A 13,377-nucleotide genomic window follows, 5' to 3' on the forward strand; every position below is an offset into this window, starting at 1 on the left:
GGTGAGGGTCAGTATGCTCGCCTCGACCGCTGCCAGCATTACCCAGTAGTGGAATCGTTCAGCCTCGGAAGCCCGGTTGCAGCAGCGCATTGATGAAATGTCCGAACACTCGCGGGTTCACCAGCACCGTGAACAGCACGCCGTAGGCCGCGCCCCACAAATGCGCACTGTGGTTGATATTGCCCGCACCACGGCGATCCATGTAGATCGAATAGGCGGTGTACAGCACCGCGTAAATGATCGCAGGCATCGGCACCACCAGCACGATGATGCGCGACCACGGCGATAGCAGCACGAACGAGAACAACACCGCCGACACCGCACCCGACGCACCGAGGCTGCGATAGTTCGGATTCGCGCGATTTTTCAGGTAAGTCGGCAGGATCGAAGCCACCAGCGCACCGATGTAGAACAAGGCAAAACCCAGCGGACCCAGTTGCGCGGTGAAGAAACTCTCCATTGCGCGGCCAAAGAAAAACAACGTGATCATGTTGAACAGCAGGTGCCCGAAATCCGCGTGCACCACGCCATAGGTCACCAGGCGGTGGTATTCGCGCTGGCGGGTGATCGCCGGCGGCCACAGGATCAGGTCGTTCATCAGGCGACTGTTGTTGAGCGCCATGAACGAGACGATGCAGGTGATGGCAATGATGCCAAGGGTAATCAGCATGAACAGTTCCGTGACAGGCAGCAAAAACGCACATCTTGAGACTCCCAACGCGGCTTGTCGACTCGATATCCATAGCGCGCGATAGACGTGGGCCATTCACACTCGAAATGCCCTTATGCCCTGCGGTCACACCGACATGCCAGATCGTGACTGCCACGGAACGCGTCTGCCGGCTATCATTCGGCGCCTTATGCGGCGCGCAGCGCCCGATCAACCGACTTGATGAATGCCATGACCCCGCTCCGCTATCTGCACCTGGACGTCTTTGCCGCCACCGCTGGCGGCGGCAACCACCTTGGCGTGGTGATGGGTGCTGAGACATGGAGCTGCGACGCGATGCAGCGTTTCGCACGCTGGACGGCGCTGGTCGAGACGACCTTCCTGCTGCCGCCGACCGATCCGAAGGCCAGCTATCGCGTGCGCATTTTTACCCCGCACAAGGAAATTCCCTTCGCCGGACATCCCAGCATCGGTAGCGCCCATGCCGCACTGGCATGCGGACTGGCTGAACCACGTGACGCACTGCTGTGGCAGGAGTGTGGTGCCGGCACCTTGCCGATCCGTGTCGAGGGCCACGGCGCCAGCCGCGAACTGCTGCTGCAGTCCCCCGGCGAACGCGTGCTGGCTACTGGCGTGGATGCCCACCCGCTACTCGCCTCGGCACTGGCGGGCATCGACCTCGGCCAGCTGCCGCCAGCCCTGGTCGATGGGGGTCGACGCTGGTGGCTGGCCGAAGTGGCCGATGAAGCCAGCCTGCGTGCGTGGCAGCCAGACCATCAGGCGATTCTTGCGCTGGCAACGGCCAGTGACAGCATGGGCTTGTGTGCATTCGCGCGCGTCAGCCACGCCGACCGCCGACTGGTAGTGCGCGCCTTTCCGGCTGGTGTGGGCATCGTCGAAGACCCAGCCTCGGGCGCGGCCAACGGCTTGATCGGCGCTTACATTGCCCACGCCGAACCGCACGGCCCGCTGGCCCGCGGCTACGAAGTCAGCCAGGGGCGCGAGATGGGCCACGACGCACGCCTGGTGGTGCAGATTGACGGCGCGTCAATCTGGGTCGGGGGCAGCAGCCACACGGTGATCGATGGCGCGCTGACCTGGTCCACCTGAGCAGGTGGACCACCGCCGGCAAGCGAGTGACTCAGTTGCCGCGTTTGTCCAGATGTGCGCGACGCGCTGCCACCAGTGACAGCGCCGACCAGTCCATGTCCTCATCACCCGCAGCCAGCGCCTCCAGCAGGCTGTCGCGCAACACGCCGGCAAACGGCAGCGGCACGCGCGCGGCGTCGCCCGCCGCCAGCGCCAACCCCACGTCCTTGTAGCCAAGCGGCAGTGCAAAACCGGCGGGTTTGAAGCGCTGCTCGGCAATCATCTTGCCGTACACCTGATAGGCGGGAGTGGCGAACATATTGCTGGTTACCACCTCGAGGAAGTCCGCTGCGCTGACGCCATGAGCGCGAGTCAGCGCGGTCGCCTCGGCCATGCTCTCGATGGCGCTGGCCAGCATGAAGTTGCCGGCAATCTTGACCACTGCGGCGCGCTCGGGCGCTTCACCCAGCAACCACGTCCTGGCACCCATCGCCTGCAATAGCGGCTGCACCGTTTCGATGGCTTCTGCCTTGCCGGCTGCCACGATACTGAGCTTCGCCGCGGCGGCCATTTCAGGCCGACCGAACACCGGTGCAGCGACGTAATCCAGCCCGCGCTGCGCGTGTGCAGCAGCCAGCTCGCGGGTCAACTCTACTGAGAGCGTAGCGTGGTTTACATGCACCGTGCCCGGGTCCATCGCATCCAGCAGACCGCCGTCGAAAAACACCGCGCGAACCGCCCGGTCGTCCGCCAGCATGCTGCACAACACCTCGCCCTGAGCCGCGCGTTCTGGTGTCGAAGCCACCCTGGCGCCCAGCGAAGCCAGCGGCGCGCAGGCCTCGGCAGAACGATTCCACACCGTGACCGCATGACCGGCCGCGATCAGGTTGCTTGCCATCGCGCTACCCATCGCGCCCAGACCAATGAATCCAACTTTCATGAAGCATTCCTCGTAAATGTTTTCCCGCAGTGAAGCACGGAAAACGTTCATGCGCCGCGAACTTGCCCGAACGGCCGGATCACCCGGACGCTGACTTGATCACGCCCAGGGCTTAAGCTGACCCCAACGTCGACCACCGGGGAGTCCGACTGTGTTCCATCCTTTGCAATGGCTTGGTCGTTCGCTGGCCCGCTTCCTGGCGAAACCGCGACCGGTGGAAATGCACTTCAGCACTTCGGGCTTCGATCTGCTGGTGGCGTCCCTGCGCAAGGGTGACGTGTTGCTGGTCGAAGGCAGCAGCCGATTCAGTACGGCGATCAAGTATCTGACCCAGTCCAGCTGGTCACACTCGGCGATCTATGTCGGTGATGCAGTACTCGACCGCTTTCCCGAACTGGGTCCGCATGTGTTGATCGAAGCGGATGTGGTGGATGGCGTGCGTGCCCTGCCCGTGGACAGCTACCGCGGCGTGCATACGCGCATTTGTCGACCGGTCGGGCTGGCGCCCAACGAAATCCAGCACGTGCTGAGGCACGTCGTTGGTCGACTCGGGCAGCGTTACGACATGCACAATGTGTTCGACCTGATGCGCTATCTGCTGCCGACACCACCCATACCGGGGCACTGGCGGCGGCGGCTGCTGGCGCTCGGTGGCGGCGAGCCAACCGAAGCAATCTGCTCGTCATTGATTGCGGCGGCATTCCACAGCGTGCGCTACCCGATCCTGCCGATATTGGATCGCGATTACCGCGCGTTGCGTGGCACGCGTCAGGCGCGCAAGGAAATCCTGCGTATCCGCAACACCAAACTGTTCACGCCACGCGACTTCGACATCTCGCCGTACTTCCGCATCGTCAAGCCGTTGCTCGAATACCATTTCGACCCGCACCGCGTGCACTGGGCGCAGGCCGAGCCGATCGAGGAAGCCGAGCTGGCCCTGCCGTTCACGCTGCGCGAACCGCCCGAAGCGTGACTGCCCGACTGCCGGCAAAAATCCTGGCCTGCATTACGCTACCTGCCCCGCCGCCTGCCCCGATGCCCACGCCCACTGGAAGTTGTAGCCACCCAGCCAGCCGGTGACATCGACCACCTCGCCGACAAAATACAGACCGGGCACCAGCTTCGACTGCATCGTGCTGGAAGAAATGCCATCGGTGTCGACGCCACCAAGGGTGACTTCGGCAGTGCGATAGCCTTCGGTGCCGCTGGCGATGATCGGCCACGCATTGAGCTGACTGCCAATCTGCAACAGTTCGGCCTCGCGGTATTGGCGCATCGGACGACTCTCGAACCACTGTTCGCACAATCGTTGGGCAAGCCGTTTCGGCAGCGCGTCGCCCAGCACCGTCTTCAGTTCGGCCAGTGGCCGCGCGGTGCGCTGCCCGACCAGCCAGTCACCGGCATCACGATCCGGCAGCAGATCGACACGCAGGTCGTCACCGGGCTGCCAGTACGAGGAAATCTGCAGAATCGACGGACCACTGATGCCGCGGTGAGTGAACAACAGACCCGCACGGAAGCCCTGTTTGCCCACTCGCGTTTCCACCAGCGGCAACGCCACCCCGGCGAGATCCTGGTAATGCTCCTGATGCTTGCCACTCAGCGTCAACGGCACCAGTCCGGCGCGCGTCGGCAGCACGGTGTGACCAAACTGGCGTGCCAGTTCGTAACCGAAACCGCTGGCGCCCATGCTGGGAATCGACAGACCACCGCAAGCGACCACCAGTGATTCGGCATGCACCTCGCCGCGCGCGGTCTTCACGCTGAAACCTTCCGGCGTCTTGCGCACACCCTGCACGCCACAACTCGCCTCCACGGTGACACCCGCCGCCGTGCACTCATCCAGCAACATGCGCACGATCTGTTTGGAGGAGTCGTCGCAGAACAGTTGACCCAACTCTTTCTCGTGATAGGCGATGCGGTGTTTGTCGACCAATGAAATGAAATCCCACGGCGTATAGCGGGCCAGCGCGGATTTGGCGAAATGCGGATTGGCCGACAGGTAATTCTCCGGGGTGGCGCCCATGTTGGTGAAATTGCAGCGCCCACCGCCGGACATCAGGATCTTCTTGCCGACCTTGTTCGCATGATCGACCACCAGCACGCGGCGACCGCGCTGGCCGGCGGCAATCGCGCACATCAGGCCGGCAGCGCCCGCGCCGATGATCAATACGTCCACTTTCACGAATACCGATTCCCGCACATTACTGGTTGCGCATTATCGCCCAGCTGCATCGCTTACACTGGCCTGCCCTTTCCACCGAGTCATCCCCATGCCTTCCTTTGACGTGATTTCCGAAGTCGACAAGCACGAACTGACCAATGCCATCGACCAGGCCAACCGCGAACTGACCACCCGTTTCGACTTCAAGGGCGTGGATGCAAGCTACGTGCTGGACGATTCGGTGATCACCCAGAGCGCGCCCAGCGACTTCCAGCTGCAGCAGATGCTGGACATCCTGCGTGGTCGGCTGGCGGCGCGAAAAATCGACGCCCGCGCACTGGATATCGGCGAGCCGGAAGTAAACCTGGGCGGTGCCAAGCAGAAGATCACCGTCAAGCAGGGTATCGAGCAGCCGGTGGCGAAGAAGCTGGTGGCGGCGCTGAAGGCGGCCAAGCTCAAGGTCGAGGCGCAAATCAACGGCGACAAGCTGCGCGTGACCGGCAAGAAGCGCGACGACCTGCAGGACGCCATGGCCCTGCTGCGCAAGTCGGACGTGGAGCTGCCGTTGCAGTTCGACAACTTCCGCGACTGAGCACCGTTCCGTATCCGTAGGAGCGCACAGGGTGTGCTCCTACGCCTTGGACAACAGCCGTCCGCCCATCGCCGCGTTGACAGCCACCACGAACGCTACCGCCGCCGCATGCGTCAGCAGGTCGGTAGCGGCCGAATCGTAAGCGTGGCAAATTTCCAGCAAGCTCGCCGACGCCGCTGCGCTGGCCAGTCCGACCAGCACCGCGGTCAACACCGGTCGCAGCGGACAGGCGCGGCGCAGCAGAAACACCAGTAGCGCCGACAGCGGCACCGAGAAGCCGATGATGAACAACAGGCAGTCGGCCGACTGATGCAAGCCGGCCACTTCGGTGCCCGGCGCGATCCACGTGCGCAGGCAGCCCAGGCCGCTGGCGCCGATCCACAACACGGCCGCCGGCAGCGGCAGCCAGGCCCACGCCCGGTTGCGCCCCGGCACGCCCAACGAGAACGCCGCCCACGCCGCACTGATCGCCGTGGCCACCGCACCAAGACCGGCCCAGGCCAGATCCGGCGTTGCCGTCCAGCGTCGCAGCATCGGGTCGGCACCGTAATGCATCAACAACAGCACGGCGATACCCGCCACCGCCAGCAGCCAGCCGACGGTGCGCAGCCACGGTGGCAACAGGCGCCGCACTGGCACCAGCTCGATGCCGAGTTGGTCGATCAATGCTGCGTGCGGGCGCAATTCGGGCATGGCCTCAGGGTTCTCCGTGGAAACGTTCGCGCAACGCTTTCAATGCGCGATGCAGGTTTACTTTCAATGCACCGGGATTGCGCCCGGTCAGTGCGGCCGCTTCGCTCAGCGAGCGCTCATGCAGGCCCAATTGCTCGACCGCCTCGCGCTGGCCCGGTGGCAATTCGGCAATCGCTTCGCGCAGACGCTGCGCGCGCTCATCGCTTTCCGTCGCAGCACTGGCATCACCCTCGTCCGCATGGCTGTCGAAGGCATGTTCATCGTGTACTTCGCGGCTGTCGCGACGACCGCGGCTGCGTAGTGCGTCGATCGCACGGCGGCGGGCAATCGCGGTCAGCCACGCATCGTAGGAACGCGCCGGGTCATAGGTATGCCGCACCCGGTGCACGGTGATCAGGGTTTCCTGCACCACATCGTCGAGATGATCCTGCGCCACGCCTTGCCGCCGCGCCGCGGCACGGATCAGCGCTACCGAATCACCCAGCAATTTCTCGTAGGCGCGCCGGTCGCCCGCCTGGGCAGCCGCCATCCACGCCGCCCGACGTTGGTCGGGAGACTTGCTATCGCTTGCCTGGGTGAAATCGACTGGCACGATCCGGCTGGGACTCGTCCGCAAACAAAGTCCGCTATCTAGGCTCAATCGGCCGTTGGCAGTCAAGGTTTGCGACATGGATGCTCCATCGTGGGACCCTCACCATGCATTCGCCGCATCCATCGCCGCAGTTACCTCGTAACTAACAGGTAACCGGCGACAACCCGGCAGCGAAAGACCAGAAAACCACCCACGGATGAACTCCCCATGCTTGTGTTGATCCTCGCCTACCTCGGCGGCGTACTGACCATTCTCAGCCCGTGCATCCTGCCGGTGCTGCCGTTCGTGTTTGCCCGTTCGGACAAGCCGTTCATGCGCAACGGCTTCCCGATGTTGCTGGGCATGGCGATCACCTTCGCGGGTGTTGCCACGTTGGCCGCACTGGGCGGTGGCTGGGCGGTGCACGCGAACCAGTACGGCCGGGTCATTGCGTTGGTGGTGCTGGCCTTCCTCGGCTTGACCCTGCTGTCGAGCCACCTCGCCGAATGGCTGACCCGACCGTTCGTGGCGTTGGGCAATCGTCTGTCGCAGCGCTCCGCCAGTGAAGGCGACTCGATCTGGAGTGCCGCTGGTCTGGGCGTGGCCACCGGCCTGCTGTGGGCACCGTGCGCGGGGCCGATCCTCGGCCTGCTGCTGACTGGCGCAGCGTTGAACGGTGCCAGCGTGCAAACCACCTTGTTGCTGCTCACCTATGCCGCTGGTGCAGCCACCTCGCTGGGGCTGGCGCTGCTGATCGGCGGCAAGGTGTTCAGCCTGATGAAGCGCTCGCTGGGTGCTGGCGAATGGGTACGCCGCGCGCTCGGTGTGCTGGTGTTGGGCGGTGTGGCGGCGATTGCGCTGGGGCTGGATACCGGCGTACTGACCCGCATCTCGCTGGCCAGCACCGGCGGCATCGAACAGAAATTGATCAACGCCGTGCGCCCGGCACCCGCGCCGCAGCCGGTGTTGAAAGCCGGTGACGCGTTGCCAGTGGAAGGCACGATGCCGTCACTCGCTGGCGCCACCCAGTGGATCAACAGCGCACCGCTGACCACCGAATCGCTGCGCGGCAAAGTGGTGCTGGTCGATTTCTGGACCTACTCCTGCATCAACTGCATCCGCACCCTGCCGTATGTGCGCGGCTGGTATGACAAGTACAAGGATCACGGCCTGGTGATCATCGGCGTGCATGCGCCGGAGTTCGCGTTCGAGAAGAATCCCGACAACGTCATCAAGGCCGTCAAGGATCTTGGCGTCAGCTATCCGGTAGCGCTGGATAACGACTACGCGATCTGGAAAGGCTTCAACAACGAATACTGGCCCGCGCACTATTTCATTGACGCGCAGGGGCAGATTCGCAGCCATCACTTCGGCGAGGGCAATTATCGCGAAAGCGAAGACGTGATCCGCCAGTTGCTCACCGAAGCCGGCCAGAAGAACCTGCCCGGCGGCTACATCAACGACGTCAACCACGGTGTCGAAGCCGCCGGATCGGGCGATCCCACCCGTTCACCGGAAACCTATGTCGGCTATGCCCGCGCACAGAACTTCGTCGGCGGTCGGGTGACCCACGACGACGCCCACGATTATCAGGCGCCACGCTCGCTCGCCTCTAACCAGTGGTCACTCGACGGACGCTGGACGGTGCGCGATGAAAGCGCGCAACTGGAGAAAGCCGGCGGCGCCATCGTCTATCGCTTTCGCGGCCGCGACCTGCACCTGGTACTGGGGCCAGCCAGCGACGGCAAGCCAGTCCGCTTCCGCGTCACCATCGACGGCAAGCCGCCGGGCGCCGACCACGGCATGGATACCGATGCCGATGGCAACGGCACCATCGACAGCCAACGCCTGTACCAACTGGTACGCCAGGCCAACGGCAGCGGCGAGCGATTGTTCAAAATCACCTTCCTTGATCCGGGTGTGCAGGCGTTCGCCTTCACCTTCGGCTGATTCCCAACCCACGCCTGCGGAGGTTGCCATGTCACGTCTTGAAGAAACCCTTGCGATGGATCGCCGCCGCTTTCTGCGCGCCGCGCTGACGGGTGGTGCCGTACTGCTGGCCGGCGGCGGATTGCTCGCCTCGCGCGTGCGCGCGGCCGTCAATACGCCTGTCGGCCAGCCGGGCAAGGTGCTGGTCGACATTTTTGATGACCATGGCCGCGATCTAGGGCCGCGAGAAATACCCAAGCTGATCCTCACCGATGCGCAGTGGCAACAGAAATTGCCGCCGGCCTCCTACGACATCATGCGACGCAACGGCACCGAGCGTGCCTTCAGCGGCGACCACGAACGCCCTGCGGTCGCCGGCCTGTTTCGCTGCAAGGCGTGCGATACCGCTTTGTACGATGCCGCCACGGAATTTGACTCGGGCACCGGCTGGCCCAGCTTCTGGCAACCGATCGCCAGACGCAATGTCATCGAGCAGACCGATCATCTGTTCGGCATGACCCGCACCGCGATCAACTGCAAAGGCTGCGACAGCCACCTCGGCCACGTATTCGATGATGGCCCGGTACCTACCGGCCTGCGCTATTGCATGAACTCGGTGGCGTTGCACTTCGTGCCTTATACGACAGGCTGAAGCAGGCAATGATTCAATGGCTGTTGCCACGGCAGCAGCCAATTTAAGCAGGTGCAAGTCATGGAGCTCCACCTGCGCAGCCCATCCATGGCCGAGCTCCCGCACGGGTCGCGAACCGCCTTCGCACGATTTTGGCAATTCCGTCACGCGCCTGCCACGCCGCCCCCAGCACGGTGTGTTTGCACGCGTGCAGACGTTCGTCTGCCGCGTCTTGTGCATCGACAACGGAGAACTGCCATGAGAACCGTAATGGAAACCTATCGTCGGCAAATGGATCGACAAAAACAGAAAGGTGGCATCGGCTGGGTATTGCTTTGGCTATTGGGCGTTCCAATCCCCGTATTGATCGTGTTGTTCCTGCTGCGCGGCTGCACGTGATGCAGGCGTGCCGAAAACGGGATGCAAAACGACAACACAGTCGCAGCAATGCGGCCATCGGGAGAATGTCATGGCACAGGTAGCAATTGAACGCAGCACAATGGTTGAAGTGACCCAACCATCGATGAGATGGGGAGCCATCATCGCAGGTTGGCTGGTCGCCGTCGGCATCGCCTTCCTGCTGTATGTCGGTGGACTGGCGATGGGCTTCACTGCCTTTGATCCCAACGACGCGCAGGCAACCGCCAAGGGTATCGGCATGGGCACCGCCGCATGGCTGGTGCTGACCTGGGTGGTTTCGTTACTGATCGGCGGCATGTTTGCCAGCTGGTTCGACGGCAGGGATGACGAAACCACCGGCGTGATGCACGGCGTCACGGTATGGGGACTCTCCATTGCGGCTTCCGGATTGTTGCTGGCGCTGGGCATGGGCGGCGCGATTGGCAGCGGTGCCAACCTGGTTGCAGCAGGCGCTGGCATGAATCACCACAGCAGGGGTTGGGACGCAGATAGCGCCCATGGCTCACTGCAGATGGGCAACAACGCGACCATTTTGCTGCAGGCACAACTGTCGCAAAAAGTCCGCGCCGCACGCAGCACCGCGTTGGCAGCGCCGATGAGTGCGAGTGGTGCTCCGATGCCGGATATGCAGAATGGTGCCACGCTTGGTGCCGCATCAGCTCGTGGGCTTGACCCGAAGACCGCAGGCGCGGCGACCATGGCCTTGCTCGCCGATCACCCGGACACCGCGAAGGCCTTGCTCGCAGCCAACACGGACATGTCTCCGGCGAATATCGACGCCACCGTTCAAAGTCTGTCGCCCCAAGTCAGCGAGGCTCAGGCGACGCTTAAAGCCGCGGCGGACAAAACGGCGCATTACGCCGCGATGGCAATGTGGGTTCTGTTCCTGAGCATCGTGCTGTCCTTGCTTGCTGCAGCGCTAGGTGGCTGGTTGGGTGCGTCGCACGTGCACCGCGTCTATCACCTTCGTCGCTACACGCGCAGCGTTCCGCTGCGTTGATTCATCGTGCGCGCCATGGCCACCACCCGTGGCCATGGCGCGCATAGTGATCCGCCGCACGCTCCAATGGATTGCGCACGCTGATCCCGCCAAACAGCAAATAGATCGGAAGAAACAACGGCCCCAGCACCATGTACTGCAACACATGCGCGCGCTCGTGGTCAGCCAGCCAGATCATCGGCTCGATGCTGCGGCCGGCACGATGGGCATAGGTGCAGCAAGGAGTGTCCAACTGTGGCCCCGTATGCACGATGACGTTGCCCAGGGTCAGCGCACCACCCGACCCCCACGGCCAGCATCGCACCACCATCGCCAGTTCGCGCGACTGCCAACGCATGCGTGCTCCGAACGGCATCCCGCAACATCCGAGCAACAGCCCGAGCGCACTGTTGGGCAACGTCCACAACATGCCAAGCGCAAGCATCATGCGACGTAACCACGCCCTAAGAACGGGAGGTGTCGGTCCGGATAAATCCACTCGACTTGGATTCACGCTGGCCAGCCGCCATCTGATCGACATGGGCGCATCGTGCCTGCCCGGAAATCTGAGTTTGCCATGAGTACAGCGCTTGCGATCCCGTGCCCGCACTGCGGGGCCATCAACCGCGTGCCTGCCGAGCGCGCCGACGAGCATCCGAACTGCGGGCGGTGCAAGCAGGGCTTGTTCAGCGGCCACCCGGTCGAATTCACTGCAACCAACTTCGACGCCATCGCCACGCGCGGCGACCTGCCAGTATTGGTGGACTTCTGGGCGCCCTGGTGCGGGCCGTGCGTGGGCTTCGCCCCGGTGTTCCTGCAGGCCGCGGCGAAGTTCGAGCCGCGCTTGCGGCTAGGCAAGGTCGATACCGAAGCCCAACCCCAACTGGCCGCGCGTTTCGGCATTCGCAGCATCCCCACGCTGATCCTGTTCAAGGACGGGCGCGAGGCGGCGCGGCAGTCCGGCGCACTCAATGCAGCGCAACTGCAGCAGTTCGTCGCTAACGCACTGGCACCGCACTGACCGCCGCACAGCGCTGCAGCGACGCAGCCACGGCAGACCGCTGATCGCGTTGTCACCGCGAACGGGGCCGCACCACCCATGCCTTTAAGCACAGTGCAGTACCCATCGCAGCCGTTAGTCTTGAGTTTTCGTCTGCGAGGAACGCCCGTGCGCAAACCCCTTCATTCCGCCCTGTTGGCCGCCTTCGTGCTGGCTGGGTTCGTTGCATCGCCGGTCTTTGCCGCCGACAACCACAAGCCCGCAGCAGCGGAAGCCAGTGCCAGCAGCGACTTCCACCTGCCGCCGCTGCCCGCCGATGCCCACGTCACGCAGTCCGCCACGCTGGACGGCAAGACCCTCAAGTACACCGTCACCGTAGGCTCGCTGCCGGTACGCGACGACAAGGGCAAGATCACCGGTGAAGTGGTGTTCACTGCCTACACCATGGCCGGCAACGACCGGCCGGTGACCTTTGCCTTGAATGGCGGCCCTGGCGCCTCGTCGGTCTACCTCAACCTGGGTGCGATCGGCCCGAAGAAAGTGGCATTCGGTGCCGAGGGGGATTCGCCATCCGAACGCCCAACCCTGCACGACAATCCGGGCACCTGGCTGGGCTTTACCGATCTCGTCTTCATCGATCCGATTGGCACCGGCTACAGCCGCGCACTGGTCGATGACAAGGAAGCGACCAAGCAGTTCTACAGCACCGATGTCGACATCAAATACCTGTCGCGGATCATGTACGACTGGCTGGTCAAGAACGGCCGCATGGATTCGAGCAAGTATTACGTGGGCGAAAGCTATGGTGGCTTCCGCGGTCCGCGCATTACCGAATACATGCAGACCCAGCTGGGCGTGGCGATGAGCGGCGTGACGCTGATTTCGCCGTACCTCGATCCTGGCGCATGGAGTGACGACACCGTCTCGCCACTGCCGTGGATGACCACCCTGCCGTCGATTGCCGCGGCGCATCTGGAGCGCGAAGGCAAGCTCAGCGCCGAGGCGATGGCGCCGATCATCGCGTATACGCGCGGCGAGTACGCCAGCACCTTGATGAAGGGTCGCGCCGACCCGGCGGCCACCACCGCGATGATCCAGAAGGTCACCGAGCTGACTGGACTTGATCCGGTGTTCGTGAAGCGCTCCGGCGGGCGCATTGAAACCCAGGCCTATCTGCGTGAGGTGTATCGCGCCGAAGGCAAGCTGGGTAGCCGCTACGATTCCAATGTCACCGCATGGGACCCGTTCCCGTACGCACCGCGCCAGCAGACCGGCGACCCGATCTTGAACGGCATCATTGCGCCGACCACCTCGGCGATGGTTCACTTCGTGACCCAGACCGTGGGCTGGAAGGCGCAAGGTCGCTACAACGCACTCAGCTACGAGGTGAACCGGCTGTGGCATGAAGACGATGACGCTCGTGAAGGTTCAGTCAGCCAACTGCGTGAAGCGGTCGCCAACGACCCCAAGCTGCGTGTATTGATTGCCCACGGCTGGGACGATCTGTCCTGCCCGTTCATGGTGTCGGTGCTGGCCGTCGACCAGATGCCGGCGATGGGTGACCCAAGTCGCGTGCAGGTCAAGGAATATCCCGGTGGCCACATGTTCTATGCGCGCGCCGACAGCCAGGCCGCGCTCACCGCTGACGTGAAGAAACTCTACGGCGTGAAGTAAGCACCTTGACGGGGGCCGGCGCAAC

At 63.5% G+C, this 13,377-nt stretch carries 15 protein-coding genes; 9 read left to right on the plus strand and 6 right to left on the minus strand.

Going from position 1 to position 13,377, the window contains the following annotated elements:
* Positions 1-58: 58 nt before the first annotated feature.
* The gene (locus tag PY254_RS14330) at positions 59-670 is read right to left on the minus strand and encodes a rhomboid family intramembrane serine protease (RefSeq protein WP_281012714.1); all 612 of its coding nucleotides are present in this window, start codon (positions 668-670) and stop codon (positions 59-61) included.
* A gap of 231 nt (positions 671-901) precedes the next feature.
* Here PY254_RS14330 and PY254_RS14335 point away from each other — a divergent pair, with 231 nt between their 5' ends.
* Positions 902-1,780, plus strand: a complete 879-nt coding sequence (locus PY254_RS14335; RefSeq protein WP_281012715.1) for a PhzF family protein — start codon at positions 902-904, stop codon at positions 1,778-1,780.
* Between the two features lie 31 nt (positions 1,781-1,811).
* On the opposite strand, the gene PY254_RS14340 is transcribed toward PY254_RS14335, so the two are convergent.
* The gene (locus PY254_RS14340) at positions 1,812-2,699 is read right to left on the minus strand and encodes an NAD(P)-dependent oxidoreductase (protein ID WP_281012716.1); all 888 of its coding nucleotides are present in this window, start codon (positions 2,697-2,699) and stop codon (positions 1,812-1,814) included.
* A 151-nt stretch (positions 2,700-2,850) separates the two neighbouring features.
* On the opposite strand from PY254_RS14340, the gene PY254_RS14345 reads away from it, so the two are divergent.
* A complete protein-coding gene (locus PY254_RS14345; RefSeq protein WP_281012717.1) occupies positions 2,851-3,672 on the plus strand; it encodes a C40 family peptidase in 822 nt (273 codons plus the stop codon).
* Between the two features lie 33 nt (positions 3,673-3,705).
* Here the strand turns inward: PY254_RS14345 and PY254_RS14350 are convergent, their stop codons facing one another.
* The gene (locus PY254_RS14350) at positions 3,706-4,884 is read right to left on the minus strand and encodes a BaiN/RdsA family NAD(P)/FAD-dependent oxidoreductase (protein ID WP_281012718.1); all 1,179 of its coding nucleotides are present in this window, start codon (positions 4,882-4,884) and stop codon (positions 3,706-3,708) included.
* 88 nt (positions 4,885-4,972) lie between these two features.
* Here PY254_RS14350 and PY254_RS14355 point away from each other — a divergent pair, with 88 nt between their 5' ends.
* Positions 4,973-5,455: a YajQ family cyclic di-GMP-binding protein gene (locus PY254_RS14355; protein WP_281012719.1), complete on the plus strand. Its 483-nt coding sequence runs from the start codon at positions 4,973-4,975 to the stop codon at positions 5,453-5,455.
* 39 nt (positions 5,456-5,494) lie between these two features.
* Here PY254_RS14355 and PY254_RS14360 read toward each other — a convergent pair whose 3' ends face one another.
* Together PY254_RS14360 and PY254_RS14365 are read right to left on the minus strand one after the other, a co-directional pair.
* Positions 5,495-6,148: an NrsF family protein gene (locus tag PY254_RS14360; protein ID WP_281012720.1), complete on the minus strand. Its 654-nt coding sequence runs from the start codon at positions 6,146-6,148 to the stop codon at positions 5,495-5,497.
* A gap of 4 nt (positions 6,149-6,152) precedes the next feature.
* Entirely contained in the window at positions 6,153-6,677 is a 525-nt protein-coding gene (locus tag PY254_RS14365) for an RNA polymerase sigma factor (protein ID WP_281012721.1), read from the minus strand.
* A 270-nt stretch (positions 6,678-6,947) separates the two neighbouring features.
* Here PY254_RS14365 and PY254_RS14370 point away from each other — a divergent pair, with 270 nt between their 5' ends.
* The 4 genes from PY254_RS14370 (at position 6,948) to PY254_RS14385 (ending at position 10,699) form a co-directional block, all read left to right on the plus strand.
* Positions 6,948-8,669: a cytochrome c biogenesis protein DipZ gene (locus tag PY254_RS14370; protein WP_281012722.1), complete on the plus strand. Its 1,722-nt coding sequence runs from the start codon at positions 6,948-6,950 to the stop codon at positions 8,667-8,669.
* Between the two features lie 28 nt (positions 8,670-8,697).
* On the plus strand, positions 8,698-9,300 hold the full coding sequence (gene msrB, locus PY254_RS14375) for a peptide-methionine (R)-S-oxide reductase MsrB (protein WP_281012723.1): 603 nt from the start codon (positions 8,698-8,700) through the stop codon (positions 9,298-9,300).
* Positions 9,301-9,537: 237 nt separating this feature from the next.
* Entirely contained in the window at positions 9,538-9,678 is a 141-nt protein-coding gene (locus tag PY254_RS14380) for a hypothetical protein (RefSeq protein ID WP_281012724.1), read from the plus strand.
* Between the two features lie 70 nt (positions 9,679-9,748).
* A complete protein-coding gene (locus tag PY254_RS14385) occupies positions 9,749-10,699 on the plus strand; it encodes a hypothetical protein (RefSeq protein WP_281012725.1) in 951 nt (316 codons plus the stop codon).
* A gap of 1 nt (position 10,700) precedes the next feature.
* Here PY254_RS14385 and PY254_RS14390 read toward each other — a convergent pair whose 3' ends face one another.
* Positions 10,701-11,123 (minus strand): hypothetical protein, encoded by a 423-nt coding sequence (locus tag PY254_RS14390; protein ID WP_281015233.1) that lies wholly within the window; start codon positions 11,121-11,123, stop codon positions 10,701-10,703.
* 132 nt (positions 11,124-11,255) lie between these two features.
* Here PY254_RS14390 and trxC point away from each other — a divergent pair, with 132 nt between their 5' ends.
* Both trxC and PY254_RS14400 read left to right on the plus strand, forming a co-directional pair.
* The gene (gene trxC / locus PY254_RS14395; protein WP_281012726.1) at positions 11,256-11,699 is read left to right on the plus strand and encodes a thioredoxin TrxC; all 444 of its coding nucleotides are present in this window, start codon (positions 11,256-11,258) and stop codon (positions 11,697-11,699) included.
* A 147-nt stretch (positions 11,700-11,846) separates the two neighbouring features.
* Complete coding sequence (locus PY254_RS14400) at positions 11,847-13,352, plus strand: S10 family peptidase (protein WP_281012727.1); 1,506 nt, start codon at positions 11,847-11,849, stop codon at positions 13,350-13,352.
* Positions 13,353-13,377: the final 25 nt, after the last annotated feature.

Source organism: Rhodanobacter sp. AS-Z3, from assembly GCF_029224025.1.
Classification (GTDB): Bacteria; Pseudomonadota; Gammaproteobacteria; order Xanthomonadales; family Rhodanobacteraceae; genus Rhodanobacter.

What these genes read in the sequence shown, in the direction of transcription:
- PY254_RS14330 (WP_281012714.1), bottom strand. Translation starts at nt 670, where the DNA reads ATGCTGATTACCCTTGGCATCATTGCCATCACCTGCATCGTCTCGTTC.
- PY254_RS14340 (WP_281012716.1), bottom strand. Translation starts at nt 2,699, where the DNA reads ATGAAAGTTGGATTCATTGGTCTGGGCGCGATGGGTAGCGCGATGGCA.
- trxC (WP_281012726.1), top strand. Translation starts at nt 11,256, where the DNA reads ATGAGTACAGCGCTTGCGATCCCGTGCCCGCACTGCGGGGCCATCAAC.
- PY254_RS14390 (WP_281015233.1), bottom strand. Translation starts at nt 11,123, where the DNA reads ATGCTTGCGCTTGGCATGTTGTGGACGTTGCCCAACAGTGCGCTCGGG.
- msrB (WP_281012723.1), top strand. Translation starts at nt 8,698, where the DNA reads ATGTCACGTCTTGAAGAAACCCTTGCGATGGATCGCCGCCGCTTTCTG.
- PY254_RS14370 (WP_281012722.1), top strand. Translation starts at nt 6,948, where the DNA reads ATGCTTGTGTTGATCCTCGCCTACCTCGGCGGCGTACTGACCATTCTC.
- PY254_RS14355 (WP_281012719.1), top strand. Translation starts at nt 4,973, where the DNA reads ATGCCTTCCTTTGACGTGATTTCCGAAGTCGACAAGCACGAACTGACC.
- PY254_RS14380 (WP_281012724.1), top strand. Translation starts at nt 9,538, where the DNA reads ATGAGAACCGTAATGGAAACCTATCGTCGGCAAATGGATCGACAAAAA.
- PY254_RS14385 (WP_281012725.1), top strand. Translation starts at nt 9,749, where the DNA reads ATGGCACAGGTAGCAATTGAACGCAGCACAATGGTTGAAGTGACCCAA.
- PY254_RS14365 (WP_281012721.1), bottom strand. Translation starts at nt 6,677, where the DNA reads ATGGCGGCTGCCCAGGCGGGCGACCGGCGCGCCTACGAGAAATTGCTG.
- PY254_RS14335 (WP_281012715.1), top strand. Translation starts at nt 902, where the DNA reads ATGACCCCGCTCCGCTATCTGCACCTGGACGTCTTTGCCGCCACCGCT.
- PY254_RS14360 (WP_281012720.1), bottom strand. Translation starts at nt 6,148, where the DNA reads ATGCCCGAATTGCGCCCGCACGCAGCATTGATCGACCAACTCGGCATC.